This window comes from Mycobacterium sp. NGS45 (assembly GCF_059812645.1).
In genome coordinates this window covers 1-23,067 of the sequence record NZ_JCALDB010000005.1, presented here as the reverse complement: position 1 = coordinate 23,067, position 23,067 = coordinate 1, and the positions used below count along the sequence as shown (strand labels likewise).

23 protein-coding genes are annotated in these 23,067 nt (G+C 66.7%); 15 read left to right on the top strand and 8 right to left on the bottom strand.

The window, feature by feature from the left end:
* Positions 1-10: 10 nt before the first annotated feature.
* From AC5Y3P_RS06220 to AC5Y3P_RS06205, 4 genes are all read right to left on the bottom strand, one after another.
* Positions 11-1,429, bottom strand: coding sequence for a histidine phosphatase family protein (locus tag AC5Y3P_RS06220; protein WP_500045023.1), 1,419 nt, complete (start codon positions 1,427-1,429; stop codon positions 11-13).
* Between the two features lie 196 nt (positions 1,430-1,625).
* On the bottom strand, positions 1,626-2,108 hold the full coding sequence (locus tag AC5Y3P_RS06215) for a nitroreductase family deazaflavin-dependent oxidoreductase (protein WP_500045022.1): 483 nt from the start codon (positions 2,106-2,108) through the stop codon (positions 1,626-1,628).
* 9 nt (positions 2,109-2,117) lie between these two features.
* On the bottom strand, positions 2,118-2,492 hold the full coding sequence (locus AC5Y3P_RS06210) for a DUF8021 domain-containing protein (RefSeq protein WP_500045021.1): 375 nt from the start codon (positions 2,490-2,492) through the stop codon (positions 2,118-2,120).
* Positions 2,492-3,643 (bottom strand): steroid 3-ketoacyl-CoA thiolase, encoded by a 1,152-nt coding sequence (locus tag AC5Y3P_RS06205; protein WP_500045020.1) that lies wholly within the window; start codon positions 3,641-3,643, stop codon positions 2,492-2,494. The genes AC5Y3P_RS06210 and AC5Y3P_RS06205 overlap by 1 nt, the downstream gene beginning before the upstream one ends.
* A gap of 158 nt (positions 3,644-3,801) precedes the next feature.
* On the opposite strand from AC5Y3P_RS06205, the gene AC5Y3P_RS06200 reads away from it, so the two are divergent.
* From AC5Y3P_RS06200 to AC5Y3P_RS06170, 7 genes are all read left to right on the top strand, one after another.
* The gene (locus tag AC5Y3P_RS06200) at positions 3,802-5,049 is read left to right on the top strand and encodes a cytochrome P450 (protein WP_500045019.1); all 1,248 of its coding nucleotides are present in this window, start codon (positions 3,802-3,804) and stop codon (positions 5,047-5,049) included.
* Between the two features lie 42 nt (positions 5,050-5,091).
* Entirely contained in the window at positions 5,092-6,114 is a 1,023-nt protein-coding gene (locus AC5Y3P_RS06195; RefSeq protein ID WP_500045018.1) for an acyl-CoA dehydrogenase family protein, read from the top strand.
* On the top strand, positions 6,114-7,277 hold the full coding sequence (fadE29, locus tag AC5Y3P_RS06190) for an acyl-CoA dehydrogenase FadE29 (protein WP_500045017.1): 1,164 nt from the start codon (positions 6,114-6,116) through the stop codon (positions 7,275-7,277). The genes AC5Y3P_RS06195 and fadE29 overlap by 1 nt, the downstream gene beginning before the upstream one ends.
* A 28-nt stretch (positions 7,278-7,305) precedes the next feature.
* The gene (locus AC5Y3P_RS06185) at positions 7,306-8,262 is read left to right on the top strand and encodes a bifunctional MaoC family dehydratase N-terminal/OB-fold nucleic acid binding domain-containing protein (protein ID WP_500045016.1); all 957 of its coding nucleotides are present in this window, start codon (positions 7,306-7,308) and stop codon (positions 8,260-8,262) included.
* Complete coding sequence (locus AC5Y3P_RS06180; protein WP_500045015.1) at positions 8,259-8,660, top strand: MaoC family dehydratase; 402 nt, start codon at positions 8,259-8,261, stop codon at positions 8,658-8,660. The genes AC5Y3P_RS06185 and AC5Y3P_RS06180 overlap by 4 nt, the downstream gene beginning before the upstream one ends.
* The gene (gene ltp2, locus AC5Y3P_RS06175; RefSeq protein WP_500045014.1) at positions 8,657-9,820 is read left to right on the top strand and encodes a 17-hydroxy-3-oxo-4-pregnene-20-carboxyl-CoA lyase; all 1,164 of its coding nucleotides are present in this window, start codon (positions 8,657-8,659) and stop codon (positions 9,818-9,820) included. Before AC5Y3P_RS06180 ends, ltp2 begins: the two co-directional genes overlap by 4 nt.
* Before the next feature lie 146 nt (positions 9,821-9,966).
* Complete coding sequence (locus AC5Y3P_RS06170; RefSeq protein WP_500045013.1) at positions 9,967-10,800, top strand: hypothetical protein; 834 nt, start codon at positions 9,967-9,969, stop codon at positions 10,798-10,800.
* 59 nt (positions 10,801-10,859) lie between these two features.
* Here the strand turns inward: AC5Y3P_RS06170 and AC5Y3P_RS06165 are convergent, their stop codons facing one another.
* From AC5Y3P_RS06165 to kstD, 3 genes are all read right to left on the bottom strand, one after another.
* Entirely contained in the window at positions 10,860-11,786 is a 927-nt protein-coding gene (locus AC5Y3P_RS06165; RefSeq protein WP_500045012.1) for an MPT63 family protein, read from the bottom strand.
* A 117-nt stretch (positions 11,787-11,903) separates the two neighbouring features.
* Positions 11,904-12,764: an enoyl-CoA hydratase ChsH3 gene (chsH3, locus tag AC5Y3P_RS06160; protein WP_500045011.1), complete on the bottom strand. Its 861-nt coding sequence runs from the start codon at positions 12,762-12,764 to the stop codon at positions 11,904-11,906.
* Positions 12,765-12,771: 7 nt separating this feature from the next.
* Positions 12,772-14,457 (bottom strand): 3-oxosteroid 1-dehydrogenase, encoded by a 1,686-nt coding sequence (gene kstD, locus AC5Y3P_RS06155; RefSeq protein ID WP_500045010.1) that lies wholly within the window; start codon positions 14,455-14,457, stop codon positions 12,772-12,774.
* A gap of 71 nt (positions 14,458-14,528) precedes the next feature.
* Between kstD and AC5Y3P_RS06150 the strand changes: the two genes are divergently transcribed.
* The 6 genes from AC5Y3P_RS06150 to AC5Y3P_RS06125 all read left to right on the top strand — a co-directional run bounded on the left by AC5Y3P_RS06150 (position 14,529) and on the right by AC5Y3P_RS06125 (position 20,628).
* Positions 14,529-15,314, top strand: coding sequence for a 2-keto-4-pentenoate hydratase (locus tag AC5Y3P_RS06150; RefSeq protein ID WP_500045009.1), 786 nt, complete (start codon positions 14,529-14,531; stop codon positions 15,312-15,314).
* Positions 15,315-15,323: 9 nt separating this feature from the next.
* A complete protein-coding gene (locus AC5Y3P_RS06145; protein ID WP_500045008.1) occupies positions 15,324-16,286 on the top strand; it encodes an acetaldehyde dehydrogenase (acetylating) in 963 nt (320 codons plus the stop codon).
* Complete coding sequence (dmpG, locus tag AC5Y3P_RS06140) at positions 16,283-17,344, top strand: 4-hydroxy-2-oxovalerate aldolase (protein ID WP_500045007.1); 1,062 nt, start codon at positions 16,283-16,285, stop codon at positions 17,342-17,344. The genes AC5Y3P_RS06145 and dmpG overlap by 4 nt, the downstream gene beginning before the upstream one ends.
* Positions 17,345-17,472: 128 nt before the next feature.
* Positions 17,473-17,877 (top strand): hemophore-related protein, encoded by a 405-nt coding sequence (locus tag AC5Y3P_RS06135; protein ID WP_500045006.1) that lies wholly within the window; start codon positions 17,473-17,475, stop codon positions 17,875-17,877.
* 59 nt (positions 17,878-17,936) lie between these two features.
* Positions 17,937-20,018, top strand: coding sequence for a RecQ family ATP-dependent DNA helicase (locus tag AC5Y3P_RS06130; protein WP_500045005.1), 2,082 nt, complete (start codon positions 17,937-17,939; stop codon positions 20,016-20,018).
* Positions 20,019-20,094: 76 nt separating this feature from the next.
* On the top strand, positions 20,095-20,628 hold the full coding sequence (locus tag AC5Y3P_RS06125) for a hemophore-related protein (protein ID WP_500045004.1): 534 nt from the start codon (positions 20,095-20,097) through the stop codon (positions 20,626-20,628).
* 232 nt (positions 20,629-20,860) lie between these two features.
* Here the strand turns inward: AC5Y3P_RS06125 and AC5Y3P_RS06120 are convergent, their stop codons facing one another.
* The gene (locus tag AC5Y3P_RS06120) at positions 20,861-21,364 is read right to left on the bottom strand and encodes a DUF2505 domain-containing protein (RefSeq protein WP_500045003.1); all 504 of its coding nucleotides are present in this window, start codon (positions 21,362-21,364) and stop codon (positions 20,861-20,863) included.
* A gap of 193 nt (positions 21,365-21,557) precedes the next feature.
* On the opposite strand from AC5Y3P_RS06120, the gene AC5Y3P_RS06115 reads away from it, so the two are divergent.
* A complete protein-coding gene (locus tag AC5Y3P_RS06115) occupies positions 21,558-21,782 on the top strand; it encodes an MbtH family protein (protein ID WP_500045002.1) in 225 nt (74 codons plus the stop codon).
* A gap of 43 nt (positions 21,783-21,825) precedes the next feature.
* Positions 21,826-23,067, top strand: a 1,242-nt coding sequence (locus tag AC5Y3P_RS06110) for a condensation domain-containing protein (RefSeq protein WP_500045181.1), incomplete at its 3' end; no start/stop codon positions are given.

Genomic DNA, 23,067 nt, shown 5'->3' with positions numbered 1-23,067 from the left:
GCAGGACGGCTCAGGCCGCGGCCTCGGTGTCGGCCACTGCCTTGCGCACGCCATCGTTCTTGTCGGCCTTGGCTTTCGGGCCGGTGACCTTCTTGACGGCATCCTTGATCTTCTGCGTCGTCGCCGACACCTGTTCGCGAGCGTCATCGACAGCCTGCCGAGCTTGCTGCTGAGCGCGGCTGATCGCCTTGCTCACGCCGGGCACGGTCTTGTTGCCATCGGTGAGATCGGTTGCCCCGTTGGGCTTGGTCGTCAGCTTGGTCGGCGACTCGACGGCCTCGCGGACCGTCTTGGTTGCCGTGTCGATCGCCGACTTGGTGGACAGGACCCGGTCGTCGAGCGCGGTCTTGGCCACCTCGGCGGACACCGTGGTTTCCGCGTCGGCGTCGAGCTTCGACACCAGAGTCGTGGACTGTTGCTGCAACGAACCCGGGATGGAAGTGATCGCGTCGACGGTGTCGGTCACCGAATCGCGTACGAACTTGACACCCGCCTGGGCGACATCGCTGACGCCGGTGACGATGCCGTTGCCGATACCTTCTGCGTCCAGCGCGAAGATTGGCTGGCGCAGGTTGTACAGCGCGGTCTGCGGCGCAACGATCAGGTCGCGCACGTTGACCAGCATCTTGGTGGGGTAGTTGGCTTCGCCGACTTCGGTTCCGGCCCAGCTCTTCAGGGTCCAACCGCCCTCGCCATTGCTCTCCACCACCACGATGTCGGTGTTCTCCAACTGATGGCTGAGCATCAGGCCCAGATCGGGATTATCGACGCTCATCATGGTCCAGAACATGATGGTGGCACCGTGCGAGAACGCGGCGACGTTGACCTCGCCGTCGCCGTCGACGTCACCGCCGCTCTCCATCTCCGCCAGGGCTGCCTCCATCCGGGCGGCGAACTCGTTGCCGTCCTCGGAGCCGGGAATGCGCACGAAGCGCATGCCGAGAATCCACGTCATCGGGGCCAGCGCGTAGGCGATCCGGCCCAGGCCGCCCTCCTGGGATGTGCCCTCGAAGATGCCGGCGCTGATCTCCTGGATCCCGGCCGGCGACTGCGGCTTGTGCTCGTCAGCGGTCTCGGAGTCGAATGCGCCGATGACGATCGGCGTCAGCTCCAAGGCTTCGGCCAGCGGCTTCGCGGTCTGCTGGGTCCGTTGCATCGTCGAGGCGTAGATGGCGTCGAACTTGCCGTATTTGTCTGGGTCGTTCAGTTTGATTGCCACCTCGGCGGCTTCGGTCTCACCCAACGCGGTCAACGGCGGTCCGGGCACCTTGGTGTCGATGTAGCCCGACGCATTGCCTTGCGATTCGGCGTGCCTGACGAATGTCACCGTCATCGCAGCCGCCGGGATGGCGGCCACCACGAACAGTGCGACGGCAGTCAGGACGGCCAGTAGGTAACCCAACCGACTGCGTGATCTGGACCCTGGCATTCGACCTCCACTCGACCCTATGTGTGCTGCCTCACACGACAGCGGATGGAGTGTGGCGCATCACTGAACACAAATGCAAACATGTCAACTTGTGCCATGTCGGGGTCAGCCACGCCAGCTAAAGCGGCAGGGTTCGGCGGCCAAAAGGAAAACGCCCCTGAACTTGCGTTCAGGGGCGTTCGACGACAGCGTTTGGCTAATCGGCCGGCGGGTCGCAGATGATGATCGGGATGTCCCGATCGGTCCAGGACCGATAGGTCTCGAAGTCCGGGTACATCGCATCGAGCTTGGGCCAGTACTCGGCGCGTTCGGCTTCGGTGGCATCCCGGGCGGTCAGCGACAGCTTCTCGTCGAAGATTTGGAACGTCACCGCGGGGTTGGCCTTCAGGTTCAGGTACCACATCGGGTTGGTCGCGCGACCACCCTGGGAGGCGACCAGCACCACCCGATCGCCTTCGCGCAGGAACAGCAGCGGGCTGTCCCGCGGCTGACCGGATTTGCGCCCGATGGTGGTCAGGATGCCCACCGGCGGTGGTGCGCTGAACCGGTTCGACCCGCCCCGCCACTTGGCGCCGAGTCGGCCGTTGGTGGCGCGGTAGGCCCAGGTGTTGAAGCGCGAACCCCACTTGATGATGGTGCCGGTGTGCTTCGAGTTGAGCCCCTTGGGCGCAGTTGCCATGACCAGACCCTATCGGCTGATGAACGGTGTGAGGTGGGCGCGAATGTGGTGGATCCGCCCGTCGGCCGCCGGGATCAGGAACGTCTCGTCGACATGGGTGCACACCCGCCGGCCGAACAACCGCGGTTTGGTCAACACGTCGAACCGGGCGCGGACGGTGTCACCGGCCACGCTGAACTCCGGTTCGGTGGTCGCCTCGATCACCCGGTACTGCGGGCCGTTGTTCAGGCTGCGCCGCAAGTGATCTCCCGATCGCCCGGTCTTCAACCCGATTTCGATGCGAACGCACTCAGGTGCGAACGGCACCGCGGTGGCGTCGTGGCTGACCAGGGCGTCGATGTAGGACTGCGCCGCCGCGATGCGCTCTTCGTCGGAGAACGCCATTAGATCCGCTCGATGATGGTGCCGGTGGACAGAGCGCCGCCGGCGCACATGGTGATCAATGCGGTGGACTTGTCGGTGCGCTCCAACTCGTGCAGCGCGGTGGTGATCAACCGCGCGCCGGTCGACCCGACCGGATGGCCCAGGGCGATCGCGCCGCCGTTGACGTTGACCTTGTCCAGATCGGCTCCGTGCACCTGGGCCCAGGACAGCACCACCGAGCCGAACGCCTCATTGATCTCGACCAGGTCGATGTCACCCAATTTCATGCCGGCCTTCTCCAGCACCCGCGCGGTGGACTGCACTGGTCCGTCGAGGTGGTAGTAGGTCTCGGCGCCGACGTTGGCCTGCGCCACGATCCGGGCGCGCGGCTTCAGGCCGAGCGCCTTGGCCTTCTCTTCGTCCATCCACAGCACGGCCGCGGCGCCGTCCGAGATCTGCGACGAGGTGCCCGCGGTGTGCAGGCCGCCCTCCATCACGGGCTTCAGCGCGGCCAGGCCTTCGGCGGTGGTGTCGCGCAGGCCCTGGTCGCGGCTGACGGTGTTCAGCTCGGCGGTCGGCTGCTTGTTCTCGTCGATCACCGGCGCGATGATCGGCGAGACCTCGCGATCGAAGCGACCCTCGGCCCAGGCCCGGGCGGCCTTTTGCTGCGATGCCAGTCCCAGCGCGTCGAGATCGGCGCGGGTGATGCCGCGGCGCTTGGCGATCCGCTCGGCGGCCTCGAACTGGTTGGGCATGTCGATGTCCCACGATGCGGCCCGCGCACCGCCGCCGTTGGCGCCCAGCGGCACCCGGCTCATCGCCTCCACGCCGCACGCGAGGCCGATGTCGATCGCGCCGGTGGCGATCAACCCGGCGATCAGATGGTTGGCCTGCTGGGCGCTGCCGCACTGGCAGTCGATCGAGGTGGCGCCGACATGCTCGGGCAGCCCGGCGATCAGCCAGGACTGCCGGGTCACGTTGTTGGCCTGCTCGCCATACTGGGTCACGCAGCCGCCGATCACCTGCTCGACGGCGCCGGGGTCGACGCCGGCCTTCTCGAGCACGGCCTTCTGCACCGCGCCCAGCAATTCGGTGGCGTGCAGGCCGGACAACCAGCCGTTGCGTTTGCCGATTGGGCTGCGGGTGGCTTCGACGATCACAGGATTACCCATGAGGTCAGGCTAGAACACGTTTCATTACTCTGACAAGCAACGATGAAATGCTGCCTTTGATCTGCGGTCAGGCCGTGTTTCAATGGTGGCAACCAGTACTAGACCACGTTGTTTCCGTAGTGCTGAAACCCCTGTGGCCGACGCGAGGAGTAGACCAAATGGCCCACCTGAGCTTCCCCAGCGAATTCGACTTCATGGACGCCGAACGCAACCTCAAGGAGGGCCTGCCAGTCGAGCAACTCGCCGAGCTGCGCAAGGCTGAGCCGATTCACTGGGTGGACGTACCCGGTGGCACCCACGGCTTCGGTGACAAGGGGTACTGGCTGGTGACCAAGCACGCCGACGTGCGTGAGGTGTCGCGGCGCAGCGACGTGTTCTCCAGCGCGATGGACGGCGCGATTCCGGTGTGGCCGGAGGGCATGACCCGCGAGGCGATCGATCTGCAGCGCAATGTGCTGCTGAACATGGACGCCCCGCACCACACCCGGTTGCGCCGCATCATCTCGCGCGGCTTCACCCCGCGGGCCATCGGCCGGCTCAAGGACGAGCTGAACGCCCGAGCCCAGAAGATCGCCCAGGACGCCGCCGCGCACGGCACCGGCGACTTCGTCGAGCAGGTGGCCTGCGAGCTGCCGCTGCAGGCCATCGCCGAGTTGCTCGGTGTGCCGCAGGAGGACCGCGACAAGCTGTTCCGCTGGTCCAACGAGATGACCGCAGGCGACGATCCGGAGTTCGCCGACGTGGACCCGGCGATGTCGTCGTTCGAGGTGATCACCTACGCGATGAAGATGGCCGAGGAACGCGGCAAGAACCCGACCGACGACATCGTCACCACGCTGATCCAGGCCGACATCGACGGCGAGAAGCTCACCGACGACGAGTTCGGCTTCTTCGTGATCATGCTGGCCGTCGCCGGCAACGAGACCAGCCGCAACTCCACCACGCACGGCATGATCGCGTTCATGGAGAACCCCGAGCAATGGGAGATCTTCAAGCGCGACCGGCCGGAGACCGCGGTCGACGAGATCGTCCGATGGGCGACCCCGGTGACTGCGTTCCAGCGCACCGCCAACCAGGACACCGAGCTGTCCGGAGTGCAGATCAAGAAGGGCGAGCGGGTGGTGATGTTCTACCGCAGCGCGAACTTCGACGAAGAGGTCTTCGACGATCCGTTCACCTTCAACATCCTGCGGGATCCGAATCCGCACGTCGGCTTCGGCGGCACCGGTGCGCACTACTGCATCGGCGCGAACCTGGCCAAGATGACGATCAGCCTGATCTTCAATGCGATCGCCGACAACATGCCCGACCTCAAGCCGCTCGGGGAGCCGGAACGGTTGAAGTCCGGCTGGCTCAACGGCATCAAGCATTGGCAGATGGACTACACCGGCAAGTCCCAGAGCTGACCTGGCCGACACTCGCACTGACGCGAATCGAGGAGGATTCGGGTGGATTTCAGTCCGGACGAAGGCCAGCAGGCCGTCGCCGACGTCGTCAATTCCGTTCTGGGACGGGACAACAGCTGGCAGGCCCTGGTCGACGGCGGGGTTGGCGCGCTCGGCGTGCCAGAACGTCTCGGCGGCGACGGGGTGGGGTTGGCCGAGATCGCCACGGCGCTCACCGAGATCGGTAAGCACGGCACCGTCGGTCCCGCGCTGGCGACGCTCGGGCTCGGCCTGGTGCCATTGCTGGAGCTGGCCTCTGAGGCCCAGCAGGATCGCTACCTGGCCGGCGTGGCCAAGGGCGCGGTGCTGACCGCCGCGCTCAACGAACCCGGTGCACCGCTGCCCGAACAGCCCGCGACCACGCTGCACGGCGGACGGCTCTCCGGCACCAAAATCGGTGTGCCATACGCGGATCAGGCCCAGTGGATGCTGGTCAGCACCGATGACGGTGTCGTGGTCGTCGCGCCCACGGCCGCCGGCGTGACCTTGACCAAGACCCCGACCGCCAACGGGTCCGATGAGTTCGCGGTGTCCTTCGCCGACGTAACCGTCGCCGACGAGGACGTGTTGGCCGGCGCTGCGGTGGCCCGGCTCAACCAGTTGGCCTTGACCGTGATCGGTGCGTTCGCGGCCGGACTGGCGGCCGGCGCGCTCCGGCTGACCGCCGACTACGTGGCCACCCGGGAACAGTTCGGTCGGCCGCTGTCCACCTTCCAGACCGTCGCGGCGCAGCTGTCCGAGATCTATATCGCCTCGCGGACAATCGATCTGGTGTCGACGTCGGTGGTGTGGCGGCTGTCCGAGGGACTGGACGCCGACGAGGATCTGGGCGTCCTGGGCTACTGGGTGACCTCGCAGGCCCCGCCGGCCATGCGACTGTGTCACCACCTGCACGGCGGCATGGGGATGGACATCACCTACCCGATGGACCGCTACTACTCGTCGATCAAGGACCTGACCCGCCTGCTGGGTGGTCCCTCGCATCGACTTGACCTGGTGGGGATTGAAAGCGCGGTGGGAGCCTGATGTTCATCGACCTGACCCCCGAGCAGAAGGCGCTGCAAGCCGAACTGCGGGAGTACTTTTCGACTCTCATCACCCCCGAAGAAGCCAAGGCGATGGAGGCCGACCGGCACAACGAGGCCTACCGCGCGGTGATCAAGCGGATGGGCAGCGACGGCAAACTCGGGGTGGGCTGGCCCAAGGAGTACGGCGGCCTGGGTTTCGGCCCGATCGAACAGCAGATCTTCATCAACGAAGCCAACCGGGCCGACATCCCGCTGCCGATGGTCACCCTGCAAACCGTGGGACCCACCTTGCAGCTGCTCGGCACCGAGGCGCAGAAGAAGAAGTTTCTGCCCGGAATCCTTTCCGGCGATGTACATTTCGCGATCGGCTACTCCGAGCCGGAAGCCGGCACCGACCTGGCGTCACTGCGGACCACCGCGGTACGCGACGGCGACCACTATGTGGTGAACGGGCAGAAGATGTGGACCACCGGCGCGCACGACGCCGACTACATCTGGCTGGCGTGTCGCACCGATCCGACCGCGCCCAAGCACAAGGGCATCTCGATCCTGATCGTCGACACCAAGGATCCCGGCTACTCGTGGACGCCGATCATCCTGTCCGACGGTGCCCACCACACCAACGCGTCCTACTACAACGATGTGCGGGTTCCGGCCGACATGCTGGTCGGCGAGGAAAACGGTGGCTGGAAGCTGATCACCACCCAGCTCAACCACGAGCGGGTCGGTCTGGGTCCGGCCGGACGGGTCGCGGGCATCTACGAAAAGGTGCACGCCTGGGCTTCCAAGCCGGGCAGCGACGGTCGCATCCCGGTCGAACAGCCCGACGTGCAGCGCCTTCTCGGCCAGATCAAGTCGATCTGGCGGCTCAACGAACTGCTGAACTGGCAGGTGGCCGCCTCGGGCGAGAACATCGCCGTCGCCGACGCGGCCGCAACGAAAGTCTTCTCCACCGAACGCATCCAAGAGGTGGGGCGACTGGCCGAGGAGATCGTGGGCGCCCACGGCAATCCCGCCGACTCGGACACCGCAGAGTTGCTGGACTGGCTGGACAAGATGACCAAACGCAACCTGGTGATCACCTTCGGTGGCGGCGTCAACGAGGTGATGCGCGAAATGATCGCGGCCGCCGGCCTCGGCGTCCCCCGCGTGCCGCGGTGAGCGAGCGCGCGACGAGTCAAGGAGACAGATGACGGAGCTGCAGGCCGGCATCGACCGGCTGACCTCGTTGGGTAGGAGCAAGCCGAGGTTGGGCCGCGATCCGGTGAACCAGCCGATGATCCACCACTGGGTCGATGCCATCGGCGACCAGAACCCGATCTACGTCGACGAGGCGGCCGCGCGAGCCGCCGGCCACGCCGGTATCGTGGCACCGCCCGCGATGATCCAAGTGTGGACCATGTTGGGGCTCAAAGGTGTTCGGCCCGACGATGATCCGCTGGGCGCGATCATGGACCTGTTCGACGCGGCCGGCTACGTCGGTGTGGTCGCCACCAACTGTGAGCAGACCTACCACCGCTACCTGCAGCCCGGTGAAGAAGTCGCGATCAGCGCCGAGGTGACCGACGTGGTCGGCCCCAAGCAGACCGCACTCGGTGAGGGCTTCTTCGTCAACCAGAAGATCACCTGGACCGTCGGCACTGAAGAGGTTGCCGAAATGGACTGGCGGATCATGAAGTTCAAGCCGGCCGAGAAGCCGGCACCGGACATTCCCGAGGACCTCGATCCGGACAAGCTGATGCGGCCGGCGTCGTCCAAGGACAGCCAGTTCTTCTGGGACGGGGTCAACGCGCATGAGTTGCGGATCCAGAAGCGTCCGGACGGTTCGCTGCAGCATCCGCCGGTGCCCCCGGTGTGGAAGGACTACCAGGACCCGGTCACCGAGTCCGACTACGTCGTCGCGTCCGGCGTCGGCACGGTGTTCAGCTACGTCGTGCACCACGCGCCGAAAGTGCCGGGCCGCAGCTTGCCGTTCGTCATCGCGCTGGTCGAACTCGAAGAAGGCGTGCGGATGCTCGGTGAGTTGCGCAACGTCGAAGCCGATCAGGTGCAGGTCGGGATGCCGGTGCAGGTGATGTTCATCGACTTCCCGGACAGTGACGTCAGTCCGGCCTGGACGCTGTACGCATGGGAGCCCAAGGCATGACCGAGACCATCACCGTCGGAACCACGTTGCCCGAGTTGGCGATCTATGGCGATCCCACGTTCATCGTGTCCACCGCCATCGCCACCCGCGACTACCAGGACGTGCACCACGACCGGGACAAGGCGCAGGCCAAGGGCTCCAAGGACATCTTCGTCAACATCCTCACCGACACCGGCCTAGTGCAGCGATACCTGACCGACTGGGCCGGCCCGGCCGCGCGGATCAAATCCATCGGGCTGCGCCTGGGGGTGCCGTGGTACGCCTATGACACCGTGACCTTCACCGGTGCGGTGACCGCCGTCGACGGGGAGCTGATCACGGTCAAGGTGACCGGCGCCAACAGTCTGGGCAACCATGTGATCGCCACGGCCACACTGACTTTCGGAGGCGACAAATGACCGGCCTGTCCGGTGCGGCGGCGATCGTCGGGATCGGCGCCACCGACTTCTCTAAGAATTCCGGGCGCAGCGAACTGCGGCTGGCCGCCGAAGCGGTGCTCGACGCGCTCGAGGACGCCGGCCTGTCGCCGGGCGACGTCGACGGTCTGGTGACGTTCACCATGGACTCCAACCTGGAGACCGCGGTGGCGCGGTCCACCGGCATCGGCGACCTGAAGTTCTTCAGCCAGATCGGCTACGGCGGCGGCGCAGCCGCGGCGACCGTGCAGCAAGCGGCCCTGGCGGTCGCCACCGGGGTGGCCGAAGTGGTGGTGGCCTACCGGGCCTTCAACGAGCGCTCGGAGTTCCGGTTCGGTCAGGTGATGACGGGTCTGACCGTCAACGCCGATTCCCGCGGCGTGGAGTACAGCTGGTCCTATCCGCACGGACTGAGCACACCGGCGGCGTCGGTGGCCATGATCGCCCGGCGCTACATGCACGAGTACGGCGCCACCAGCGCGGACTTCGGCGTGGTGTCGGTGGCCGACCGCAAGCATGCGGCCAACAACCCGAAAGCACACTTCTACGGCAAGCCGATCACGATCGAGGACCACCAGAACTCTCGGTTCATCGCCGAACCGCTGCGGCTGCTGGACTGCTGCCAGGAAACCGACGGCGGCGTGGCGATCGTGGTGACCACACCGGAGCGGGCCCGCGATCTCAAGCACCGGCCGGCGATCATCGAAGCTGCCGCGCAGGGCGCCGGTGCCGACCAGTTCACCATGTACTCCTATTACCGCGACGAACTCGGCCTGCCCGAGATGGGTCTGGTGGGGCGCCAGCTGTGGCAACAGAGCGGTCTGACCCCGGCCGACATCCAGACCGCGGTGCTCTACGACCACTTCACTCCGTACACCCTGCTGCAACTCGAGGAGCTCGGCTTCTGCGGCAAGGGTGAGGCCAAGGACTTCATCGCCGGCGGTGCGATCGAGATCGGCGGTCGACTGCCGATCAACACCCACGGCGGGCAACTCGGCGAGGCCTACATCCACGGTATGAACGGCATTGCCGAGGGGGTGCGTCAGTTGCGCGGCACCTCGGTCAATCAGGTCGACGGCGTCGAGCACGTGTTGGTCACCGCGGGAACCGGAGTGCCGACCTCGGGTCTGATCCTGGGCTGAGCGTGTCGTCCGGCCCCTGGCACCGGCGTCAACCGGGACCGGCGTGCACACACCGGTGCCCGCGTCGCCTACCCTCAAGTACGCGGACGTCGTAATCCTGGAGACAGGGGTTCAGCAGTGGTCGCTAGCGAGGGAGGGGTGCGCGGATGAACAAGCCCTCGTCGGATGGCGAATCCCCGTCGCGGACACCCGAGCACGACCCCGATACCGAACCTCTGCAGACCATCAATCAGACCGCGCCGTTCCCCACCGACTGGACCGCGCCGCCCTCGCCGACCGCCGACACCGTGCAGGCGGTCAGCCCGGTTCAGCAGTCGTGGCCTCGCTTCGACGAGTTCGCAACGGCCACACCGGCCCGGCTGCAGCGCAAGCGGGCGCGGATCGTGATCGCCGGGGCCGCGACGGCCGCGGTGCTTGCCGCGGTGGCAGGTTTGATGCTGTGGAACCGATCTGGTTCACCGGAACCCGCGACCGCGCAACCGCAGCAGACCACGACGCCCTCGGCAGCGGCCACCACCACGACCTCGACCAGCCCCACCACGGCGCCGGCCGACCCGGAAGCTCAGGCACGGCTGCTGACCTTGATCCCGAAGGGATATGCCCCCGGCGTCTGCACGCCGGTCGACCCGCCGGTGGACGCGCTGGCCAAGGTCAGCTGCGGTAACAACGCCGACGCCGGCGGCCCGTCGAGCGCGACGTACCTGTTGGCGCGCAACAAGTCCGCGCTGCAAGCGGCGTTCGATGACACCGTGCAGTCGATCGGTGTGGTGGTGTGCCCAGGCAACATCCAGTCCCCGGGCCCGTGGCGACGCAACGCCACCCCGGAGGTGACCGCGGGCACCCTGGTGTGCGGGGTGCGGCAGAGCCTGAAGACGGTGGCCTGGACCACAGAGGCGGAAACCATGCTGTCGGTGGTGCAGTCCGAGGCTGCCGGGCCGTCGCTCGACCAGCTCTACTCGTGGTGGTCCTCGCACTCCTGACCGACGAAAAACTGATGGCCACCGTCTGCGCGACGGTGGCCATCAGTTCTGGCAGCGAATCAGGAAACCTGCGAGCCCTGGCTGGACGGAGCTGTGCCCGGGGTGGGCAGCAGGGTCGGATCGGTGGTGCCGCCGTCGGCCGGGGCCACTTCGGCCTCGGCGGCCTCCGGGGCAGCGGTCTGCGGGGTGCCGTGCCGGTTGTCGCCCTCCGGGCTCGACTGGGTGGTGGGCTGCTCACTGACACCCTCGGTGGGCTGTTCGGTCGCGCCTTCGGTGCCCGGTTCGGTGGACTCGTCCGTGGTCGTGGTGTCCTCGGCGCCGGCCTCGGTGCCTTCCGGCAGCGGGGTGCCCTGGCTGCCTTCGGGCAGCGGGGTGCCCTGGCTGCCGGTCGGCGCCTCGGTGGGGGCCTCGGCGTCGGTCGCGGTCGCGGCCGGGGATTCGGCGGGTGCGGTGCCCGTGGTCGCCGAGCGGGGCGACGGTGCGCTCGGCGCTGCGTCGACCGGGGCTGCCGGGGCGGGCTCGACCCACACCAGCAGGTCCTCGTTGCCGGCCCGGTAGACGACGCTGTCCGGATCCGCGCCGGTGACGTCGAAATACACCTTGCCGGAGGCCTTCTGGCCCTGGGCCAGCGTGGACGGGTTGATGCCCTGCGGGGTGGCGACCCCGAAGAGCACCCGGTAGTTGTCACCGTCGCCGGCGCGGGCGTTCAGGTTGGAGATGATCGGGGTCACCGTGCCGGAGATGGCCTCGTTGGTGGCGGTGGCTTCCCAAAGCGTGCCCTGCACCGCATGCGGGATCTGATCCGAGCTGACCTTCAAGCCGGTGATGGTCCATCCCTGCACCACGTCACCGTTGGTCAGCGTGCCCTGCTCGCCGATCGACTGCGTGGTGGCCTCATCGGCGACGGCAACGGGGCTGCCGAGGATGGTTGCCGTCGCGACGGCGGCGCTGGCCGCAGCCGCGAGGGCGAGTTTGGAAAACTTCACGCTGGCGCTACTCCTGATCTGGCCGACGGGGCGGCGCACCCCGCCAGGATGGTCACTGTCTGGAAAAGTTAGCAGGTCAGCCGAAGGGATGCGTCCACTCCACCGGGCTCACGCAGGTCAGGCCGGGGTCAGCCGGACCCCGGTGAGCACGCTGGCGCCGTCGCGCGCCGGGGCGATCACCGAGCCGACCAAACCGTCGGGGACCTTCCAGGCATTGAGCCGCAGCGTCTCACCCGGGAACACCACGCCGGCAAAGCGTGCGCCGTAGGACCCGACCTGGCCGGCGTCGCCGTCGAACACCGCGTCGGTGAGCGCCTTGCAGGCCATCCCGTAGCTGCACAGCCCGTGCAGGATGGGCTTGGGAAAACCTGCGGCAGAGGCGAATTCGGGGTCCGAATGCAGCGGGTTGCGGTCTCCGCAGAGCCGGTAGAGCAGGGCCTGCTGGGGCAGGGTGGGGATGTCGATCTCGAGGTCGGGGGCCCGGTCCGGGGTCGCCTCGGTGGTCGACGGTCCGCGGTCACCACCGAAGCCGCCCTCACCGCGGGCAAAGATCGACCGTTTCTGGGTCCACAGCGGTGCGCCGTCCGGGGTGCTGACCGTGGTCTCCGACCAGATCACCGCGGCCTTGCCCTTGTCCCAAATCTCGGTGAATCTAGTGACGGCCACGCCGGTACCCGACGGCGGGATCGGCGCCGGCACCGAAACCGCCTCGCTGGCGTGCAGCACCTTGGACAACTCGATGTCGATGCCGGGGAACTGCACTGTCGGCGGCTCGGTCATGTGAAAACTTTGGGCCACGTTGCCGAAGGTCGGCAGCACCTGCGGGGTGTCGTCGACCAGGTAGCGCAACTCGCGCGGATCCATCGGGTCCGCGCCGGCGCCCAACCCCAGGTGATACAGCTGGATGTCGCTGCTGGTCCACGAGAACTCGACCGGAGCGAGTTCAGCGCCGATCGCCTCGTCGAGATTGATGGGCATCGAAGTTTCAGCCTTTCGCGTCGGTGGATCCGGCGATGTGCAGTGCGGCGAGATACCCGAAGGTCATGGCCGGGCCGATGGTCCCGCCCGGCCCCGGGTAAGTGTGTCCCATCACCGGTGAGCTGACGTTACCGGCGGCGTAGAGTCCCTCGATCACCGAGTCGTCGTCGCGCAGCGCCCGGCCGTGCACGTCGGTGCGGATCCCACCCTTGGTGCCGAGGTCGCCGGGCACCAGCTTGGCGGCATAGAACGGGCCGCGGCTGATCTCACCCAGGTTCGGGTTGGGCTTGTTGGTGGGATCGCCGTAGTACCGGTCGTAGGCGCTCTCGCCGCGGTGGAAGTCCTCATCGACGCCGCTGCGGGCGAAGCCGTTGAAACGTTCCACGGTGGCCTTGAACGCGTCGGCCGGCAGGCCCGCCTTGACGGCCAACTCGTCGAGCGTGGACGCGGTGACGATGACCCCGGACTCCAGCCACTTGCTCGGGATCCGCTGGCCTGGCTGCAGGCCGGCGAACAGGTAGCGGTCGCGGTACTGCTGGTCGAAGATCAACCAGGCCGGGACGTTCTCGCCCGGCCCCTCACCCTGGCCGTACTGGCCGCCGTACATGTGATGGCAGGCCTCAACGTAGGGCATGGATTCGTTCATGAACCGTTGACCGGACATGTTGACGATGATCGACCCCGGTGAGTTGCGTTCCGACAGTGCGAACCAGGGCGCGCCCACCAGCGGCACCGTCGGACCCCACCAGGCGTCCTCCATCAATTCCAAAGCGGCGCCCAGCTTTTCGGCGGCCAGGATGCCTTCGCCGGTGTTGGCCTTGGCGCCCACGGTCCACTCGGTGGTGATCGGTGCCCGCTGGTATTTCACCCGCATCTGCTCGTTGTGCTCGAAGCCACCCGAGCCCAGGATCACGCCGCGCCGGGCGCGGATCAGCCGCGGCTCGGCGTCGTCGGAGCCGACCACGTAGATGCCGCGCACCACACCGTCCTCGACGTACAGATCGGTCAGCGCGGTGTTCAGCAGCACCGGCACACCGGCATCGCGCAGGCCGATGCGCAGCGGAGCGATCAGCGCCCGACCCATACCCACCAGGTTCTTGCCGGTGACGTTGGCCCACACCGTGCGGGCACCGACCTTGAGGCTGCGCAGCAGGCCGCGCGGATGCCGCTTGAGTTGGTTGAGCCGCACGTAGTCCTGCTGCAGCACCACCATGTTCATCGGCACCTTGCCGTAGGGCGGCTCGAGGCCGTCCAGGTCCGGGCCGAGCTTCTTGGCGTTGAACGGCTTGGGTTCCACCGAACGTCCGCCGGGACGCCCGCCGGGCTTCTCGGGGTAGTAGTCGGAGTAATTGGGCACCCAGCACAGCTTCAACGGCGAATGCTCGAGCACGAACGACAACATCTCCGGCCCGCGCTGCAGATAGGTGTCGATCTTCTCGGCAGGCACCACATCGCCGACGATCGTGTGCAGATAGGTCCGCGCAGCTTCCGGGGTGTCCTTGACCCCGGCGCGCTCGAGGATCTCGTTGTTGGGGATCCACACCCCACCGCCTGACCGCGCAGTGGAACCACCGTAATGCGCGGCCTTCTCAACGACTACGGTGGAAAGGCCCTGATGGGCGGCGGTCAAAGCGGCCACCATGCCGGCGCCGCCGCTGCCCACCACGACGACGTCGTACTCCTGAGCTGTCATGTAGAACACGTTATAGAATTGGCCGCGTCGGGGACAACTTCCCCGGTCGCAGAAACGAGGGGAATTCACACATGCTCGCTGATTCGATCCGCGCGGAGCTTGCAGCCAGGCTCGCCGAAGCGGAACGAACCCGGGTCCCGACCGCGCCGTTGACCGACACGCATCCCGACATCGACGTCGTCGACGCCTACCAGATCCAGTTGATCAATATCCGGCAGCGAGTTGCCGAGGGCGCCCGGATCGTCGGGCACAAGGTCGGCCTGTCCAGCAAGGCCATGCAGGACATGATGGGCGTCGACGAGCCCGACTACGGTCATCTGCTCGACGAGATGCAGGTCTTCGAGGACGTTCCGGTCAAAGCCGGGCGATTCCTGTACCCCCGGGTCGAGGTGGAGGTCGGGTTCATCCTGGCCGATGACCTGCCCGGCGCCGGGTGCACCGAAGCGGATGTGCTGGCGGCCACCGCGGCCTTCGCGCCGGCGATCGAGCTGATCGACACCCGCATCACGAACTGGCAGATCAAGTTGTGTGACACCATCGCCGACAACGCGTCCAGCGCAGGGTGGGTGCTCGGCGAAGCTCGGGTGTCCCCCAAGGACATCGACATCTGCAACATCGACGCGGTGCTGCGCAACCGGGGCGAAGTGGTCGCGGAGGGCCGCAGCGATGCGGTGCTGGGCAACCCGGTGACCGCGGTGGCCTGGCTGGCCCGCAAGGTGGAGAGCTTCGGGGTGCGGCTGAAGGCCGGCGACATCGTGCTGCCGGGCTCGTGCACGCGTGCGATAGATGCACCGCCGGGCAGCGATTTTGTCGCGGACTTCGCAGGACTAGGTTCAGTACATCTGAGTTTCGAGTAAGGAGCGGATATGGCCCAGAATGCTGCCGGCAGCGGAGCCGGTGAGAAGGCGTCCGTTGCGATCGTCGGGTCGGGCAACATCAGCACCGACCTGCTGTACAAGCTGCTGCGCTCGGACTGGCTGGAGCCGCGCTGGATGATCGGCATCGATCCGGAATCCGAAGGTCTGGCCCGGGCCCGCAAGCTCGGCTTGGAGACCAGTCACGAAGGTGTGGATTGGTTGCTGGCGCAGGATGAGTTGCCCGACATGGTGTTCGAGGCGACGAGCGCCTATGTGCACCGGGACGCCGCGCCGCGCTACGCCGAAGCCGGTATCCGGGCCATCGACCTGACCCCGGCCGCGGTCGGCCCGGGCGTGATCCCGCCGGCCAACCTGCGCGCGCACCTGGATGCCCCCAACGTCAACATGGTCACCTGCGGTGGCCAGGCCACCATCCCGATGGTGTACGCGGTGTCCCGTGTGGTGGATGTGCCGTATGCCGAGATCGTCGCGTCGGTGTCGTCGGCGTCGGCCGGGCCGGGCACCCGAGCCAACATCGACGAATTCACCAAGACCACCAGCGCCGGGGTGCAACACATCGGCGGCGCCGCCAGCGGCAAGGCGATCATCATCCTGAACCCGGCCGAGCCGCCGATGATCATGCGCGACACCATCTTCTGCGCCATCCCCGAGGATGCCGACCACGCCGCGATCACCGCCTCGATCAAGGAGGTGGTGGCCGAGGTGCAGACCTATGTGCCCGGTTACCGGTTGCTCAACGAACCGCAGTTCGACGAGCCGTCCGTGGTCAACGGCGGCAACCATCTGGTGACGGTCTTCGTCGAAGTGGAGGGTGCGGGTGACTACCTGCCGCCCTACGCTGGAAATCTCGACATCATGACCGCCGCGGCCACCAAGGTCGGCGAGGAGATCGCCAAGGAAAAGGCCGCCGGTGAGGCCGGAGTCGCAGCAGGAGCAGGAGGCCAGGCATGAGCGTCATCAACGACATCTTCTTCAACCCGGTGTGGGACGTGCGGATGACCGACACGTCACTGCGCGACGGCTCGCACCACAAGCGGCACCAGTTCACCAAGGACGAGGTGGGCGCGATCGTGGCGGCGTTGGACACCGCAGGCGTTCCGGTCATCGAGGTCACCCACGGCGATGGGCTGGGCGGGTCGAGCTTCAACTACGGGTTCTCCAAGACACCCGAACAGGAGCTGATCAAGCTGGCGGCCGAGACCGCCAAGGAAGCCAAGATCGCCTTCTTGATGCTGCCCGGTGTGGGCACCAAGGAGGACATCAAGGCCGCCCAGGACAACGGCGGTTCGATCTGCCGGATCGCCACGCACTGCACCGAGGCCGACGTATCCATCCAGCACTTCGGGCTGGCCCGGGAACTGGGGCTGGAGACCGTCGGCTTCCTGATGATGAGCCACACCATCTCCCCGGAGAAGCTGGCCGCCCAGGCCCGGATCATGGCCGACGCCGGCTGTCAGTGCGTCTACGTCGTCGACTCGGCCGGTGCGCTGGTGCTCGAGGGCGTGGCCGACCGGGTCAGCGCGCTGGTCGCCGAACTCGGTGACGACGCCCAGGTCGGTTTCCACGGACACGAGAACCTCGGTCTGGGGGTGGCCAATTCGATCGAAGCCGTGCGCGCCGGTGCCAAGCAGATCGACGGTTCATGCCGGCGGTTCGGCGCCGGTGCCGGCAACGCACCGGTCGAGGCGCTGATCGGGGTGTTCGACAAGATCGGCGTCAAGACCGGCATCGACTTCTTCGACATCGCCGACGCTGCCGAGGAAGTGGTGGCCCCGGCCATGCCGACCGAATGCCTGCTCGACCGCAACGCCCTGATCATGGGCTATTCCGGGGTGTACTCGAGTTTCCTCAAGCACGCCGTCCGGCAATCCGAACGCTACGGTGTGCCGGCACATGAGCTGCTGCACCGCGCCGGGCAGCGCAAGCTCATCGGTGGTCAAGAAGACCAGCTCATCGACATCGCGCTGGAGATCCTGCGCGAGCGCGAAACGGCGTCGTCGAACAGCTAGATCCAGGCCCGGTTCGGAACGAAAGCCGGCGCGCGCGTTTCACCGCGCCGGTCGACGGGTAACTGCATCCCCGGGTCGGGGAGTGGCGCTGCGGCAACCGCAGACCACACGATCCGAAGGAGCTACAGATGACCGTCACCAAGACGACCGTCCGCCGCAGCCTCTACGGCATGTTCGCCGGAAGCATGCTGGGAGCCGTCGCCTGCGCGACGATCGCCCTGCCGACCGCTGCCGCCGAACCCGTCGCGCCGGCCGAGCCGGCCAATGCGTGCAGCGCCAGCACCGTGCAGCAGACCAAGAGCTCGGTCTCGCAGTCGGTAGCCAGCTACCTGGCTTCGCATCCGGAGACCGACCAGGCGCTCTCGGACATCGCCACGCAGCCGGCCACCCAGGCCGAGGCCGCCTATGAGGCTTACTTCAAGGACAACCCGGACGTTGCCGACGAACTGCGCACCATCCAGGCTCCGATCACCAATCTCAAGGAGCAGTGCAACATCGCGGTGACGCCGGACCAGGCCGTGGCGGCGCTCTGATCCACTCCGGAGGCCCGCCGGATGCCGACCTGTCGGCACCGGCGGGCACCATGGGGGTTATGGCCACCCGCGCAGCTGCCCAGGAACTGCTCGAACGTCTTGCCGGATCCGATGCGCGGCTGCGGGACGACCAGTGGACCGCCATCGAGGCCCTGGTGGTGCAGCGGCGCCGCGCGCTGGTGGTACAGCGCACCGGCTGGGGCAAATCGGCGGTGTACTTCATTGCGGCCAAACTGCTGCGGGCCGCCGGTCGCGGACCCACCGTGATCGTCTCGCCGCTGCTGGCGCTGATGCGCAACCAGGTCGCCGCCGCCGAGAAGGCCGGTGTCCAGGCTGCGACGATCAACTCCAGCAATGTGGCCGACTGGGCCGACATCCACGCCGAGGTGCAGGCCGGCCGCCTCGACGTACTGCTGGTCAGCCCAGAGCGGTTGAACAACCCCGACTTTCGCGACAATGTGCTGCCGTCGCTGGCCGCCGACGCCGGACTGGTGGTGGTCGATGAAGCGCACTGCGTCTCGGACTGGGGGCACGACTTCCGCCCCGACTATCGCCGAATCCGCACGCTGGTCGGGGATCTGGGCGACGACGTGCCGGTGCTGGCCACCACCGCAACCGCCAACGACCGAGTGGTCGCCGACGTCGCGACACAGTTGGGTGTCGGCGGCGCCGAGACGCTGGTACTGCGCGGCGGCTTGGACCGGGAATCACTGCGACTGTCCGTGGTGCACTGCGCCAACTCGGCGCAGCGCGCGGCATGGATTGCCGCGCAACTGGATTCGCTGCCCGGCTCGGGAATCATCTACACCTTGACGGTGGCCCAGGCGCATGACGTCGCCGCATTGCTGCAGGAGCGCGGATTCGCCGTCGCGGCCTACACCGGTGCCACCGAAGCTGCCGAACGGGAAACCCTGGAGGCCGATCTACTCGCCAACCGGGTCAAGGCCCTGGTGGCCACCTCGGCGTTGGGCATGGGTTTCGACAAACCGGATCTGGGGTTCGTCGTGCACCTCGGTGCGCCCTCTTCGCCGATCGCCTACTACCAGCAGGTGGGCCGGGCCGGCCGCGCCACCGCGGACGCGCAGGTGGTGCTGCTACCAGGCGCCGAGGACAGCGCGGTGTGGCGCTACTTCGCCTCGGTGGCGTTTCCGCCGGAAACCTTGGTGCGCAAGGTCATCGACGTTCTGGATCTGGAGGTCGCCCAGTCCACACCGGCGTTGGAACCGCAGGTCGACCTCAACCGCAGCCGACTCGAAATGGTGCTCAAGGTGCTCGACGTCGACGGTGCGGTGCGCCGGGTACGCGGCGGCTGGCTCGCCACCGGGCAGCCGTGGAGCTACGACGCCGAACGCTATCAACGATTGGCAGCGGCCCGGCGCGCAGAAGAACAAGCCATGCTCGACTATCAACGCACCACCGACTGTCGGATGTCGTTCCTGCGCGCGCAACTCGACGATCCGGAACTGCGCGAAGGGCAGCGCTGCGGCCGCTGCGACAACTGTTCGGGGGTCCAGTTCAGCGCCGACATCGATCCCGGCCTGCTCGATGACACCGAGCGGCAACTGCTGCGACCCGGGGTGGTGATCGCGCCGCGCCGGCAGTGGCCCACCGGCTTGAACAAGCTGGGCGTGCCGCTGTCCGGGCGGATCGCCGACGGACCGGAACCCGGTCGCGCCGTGGGCCGGCTGACCGACTTGGGCTGGGGTCAGCGGTTACGCGCGCTGCTCGACGGGCCGGACCGTGACGTTCCCGACGAGGTCGTCGAGGCCTGCATCGCGGTGTTGGCCGCCTGGGAATGGGACCAGCGGCCGGTGGCGGTAGTCGGCCTGGACTCGTCGTCGCACCCGAGGCTGATCTCCTCGGTGGTGCAGCGGCTGGCCTCGATCGGTCGGCTGACCAATCTGGGAACGCTGGCATATGCGCCGGGCAGGGGTGCGGTCAGTGCCGCCAATTCGGCCTATCGGGTGGCCGGTTTGCAGGGTTGTTGGGTGCTGCCCGAAGGGCTGGGCCAGGTAAACGGTCCGGTGCTGTTGGTCGATGATTTCGCCGATTCCGGGTGGACCTTGACCATCGCCGCGCTCGAGCTACGAAAAGCGGGTGTACCTGCAGTTTTGCCGTTCACGTTGGCTGTCGTGAACTGACGTTTTCGGTCCCACGGGTAACAACTCGCAGGTCGGTGCCGACGTCATAACCAGTGACCACCGACAAGGAGTGACCATGAATCGTGTCTTCACCAGTACCCGGCGGGCCGTTGCGGGGATGATCGGGGCCGGAGCCGTGTGCGCTGCAGTGACGATCCCGCTGGCCTACGCCGAGCCGACCGAACCGGCTGACCCGACCCCGACCACGTCGGCCGAAGAGACCACCACCACCGAGACCACCGGCACCGAGACCACCGGCACTGAGACCACCGCGACGACCAGCACTGAGACCACGTCGGCGACACCCGCCGCGGAGCCGGCCGCGGTCACCGACGACTGCAACGCCGCGGGCCTGTCGGCGACGATCAGCTCGGTCACCGCTGACCTGTCGGACTACTTCGCCGAGAACCCGGACGCCAACGCGGCTCTGATCGAGGCCACCCGGCAGCCGGCCTTCAGCGCGATCGGGCAGTTCGACGCCTATTTCCGCGATCATCCGGAACAGGCCGACGAGGTCCGCGCCATCAAGGCGCCGTTGACCGATTACCAGAACAAGTGCGGTCTGCAGGTGCAGCCGGCCGAGGCCCTGGTGGTCATCGGCGAGCTCTGAGGCCGCCGCACACCCGGACTGAGCCGGCGCGCTGCCCTTCTTGCCTGGGGAGGGAAGCGCGCCGGTTTCGTGTTTGCTGGCCGCACGCTCGTCGGGTTCACCGCTCGGTCAGCGAGGGCGGCGAGTCTGATCGGCGCGCGCGGATCGCAGTGCGACGCAGGCCTGCCGGAACTGAGGTGACGCTTCCCTTACTTCAATTTGCGGCGACGTTACTTCTCGGTGGCCGAGTGCGTCAGGCGTGCGCCTGGATCCATTCCGTGGTGAAGTCCTGCAGCACGGCGATGCTCTGCACCACGCCCTTGCCCAGCGCGGCTTCGAGCATCCCGCCAACCAGTGGGATCTTGAACTCCACCTTGGCCTTTCCGCGAAGTGCGGATCCTTGCGCCGTCGGAACCATCAAGGCCTTACCGGCCACGGTCCCCGGAGCGCCGTGGGCTGCGGCGTCGATCTGTCCGCGCACCCGGCCATCGCCGACCGGCGTCCAGGTCTCGGTCTGAACTATCCGGTACTCGCGGGGGAAGAACTTGGCGGCCGGCCCGGGTAGTCCGACCGAGCGCACCACGTTGGAAACCACGATGGTGATGGCCTCGTCGGATCCGACGGTCAAGGAGTCCAGCGCGGCGCGATCGCCGACCTTGGTCAACCGGGCCAGCCAGTAATCCCGCTCCGCGAACGCCCGGTGGATTTGCTCGACGCTGGCTGACGAGTCCACCGAAAAGTCGAATGACCGCGACATGGCACCAGACTAATTCCAGTTCGATGATTTCGACTCGGCAATCCACAGATGTGGATATGCTCCCCAATGCAAGAGATTCATCGTAGCTGGGGTGGGCCAAGAGACAGACAGCGCAGATGCTCGGTTCGGGGGAACTGCCGGCATCTCAATCGTTGAACGACTTCAGGGGTCTAGTCCAGGGTGGGGAGGACTAGTGAGCGTCAATCCGTTTGATGACGACAACGGCACATTCGTCGTCTTGATCAATGACGAAGAACAGCACAGCCTTTGGCCGACCTTTGCGGACGTGCCCGCGGGCTGGAAAGTGGCCTACGGCGAAGCCGACCGTGCCGCGTGTCTGGAATACATCGAACAGAACTGGCCCGACATCCGGCCGAAGAGTCTGCGTGACAGATTGGCGAAAAGTCAGACTGCCTAAAGGCTTGGGGGCACAGACATTAGATCTCTTGGTGGGGACCCAGATGCAGTCTGACAATCGAACGCTGTCTGCAACTCGTGCACAACTAGATGTCTGGCTCGCGTCAGAGACAGCGCACTCCACGACGGAATGGCAGCTTGGTCTGTTCGTGAGGATCGACGGCCCAGTTGAGCGTGATGTTCTCAACTGGGCGATCAACCGCGTTCTGCAAGAAGCTGAGCCGCTCAGGGCAACGTTCTTCGAGGCGGACGGCCGGCTCTTCCAGCGGGTGCTCGAGCACCAGCCCGTCGAGCTGGACTACCACGACTTGACTGGTGCGCCGGATCCGCTGGCGGCAGCCCGGGCGATGGCGGCTTCGATCCAGCGTACCCCGATGCCGTTCGATGGTCCGCTCTTCAAATTCGCGCTGCTGCAAACGGGATTCGATCAACTTTGTCTGGTCGGTTGCTGTCATCACATCGTGCTGGACGGCACTGGCGTCGCGCTGGTTGGACACCGGATCGCAGCCGTCTACTCGGCGACCGTCGCGGGCGAGCCGATCCCGGCGTCGCTGTTCGGTTCATTGGGCGATCTCGTCGCCTGTGAATCGGAGTACCAAGCGTCCGACGAATACCTGAACGACCAGGCCTACTGGGATGCGAACCTGCCGCCAGAGCCGGATTCGTACCAGCAGATCCCGGCGGCGAAGGAAGCCGACGCGGCGCTGTCGCCGGCTGAACCAGTGCAGCTGAGCCCGGTGCTCCTGCGTCGGGTCGATGAGTGGGCGCAGTCGAAGAATCTCGAACGCACGACGGTCCTCACGGCGGCCTGCGCGCTGCTGATCCGGGGCTGGAGCGCCGAGGGACCAGACGTGGTGCTGGACTTTCCGGTCACCCGTCGCGTGCATCCGACGTCGAAGACGATCCCGGGCATGCTTGCCGGCGTCGTGCCGTTGGTCATCAGCACGTCCCCGGATTCAACGGTCGTCGAGTTCTGCCGGCATGTGGAGCTTCGCATTCGAGAAGCCCTGCAGCACCAACGGTTTCCGGTGCAGGCCCTGGAACGCAAGATGGGCTCCCGACTGGCCGGTGCGCTGGCCAACCGGGTCAGCATCAACTTCCTGCCGTCCACCTTCAGCTTGGACTTCGGCGGCGTGCCGGCGTCGGCATCGCTGACCAACGCCGGCGTGGTGGGTGGTTTCGGGCTGATCTTCTCCAGTACTGGAGACCAGCTTTCGCTCAGCACGATGGGTTCTGGACAGCTGTTCTCGGACCTCGAGCTTTCTGACCTCGTGACCCGGCTGGAA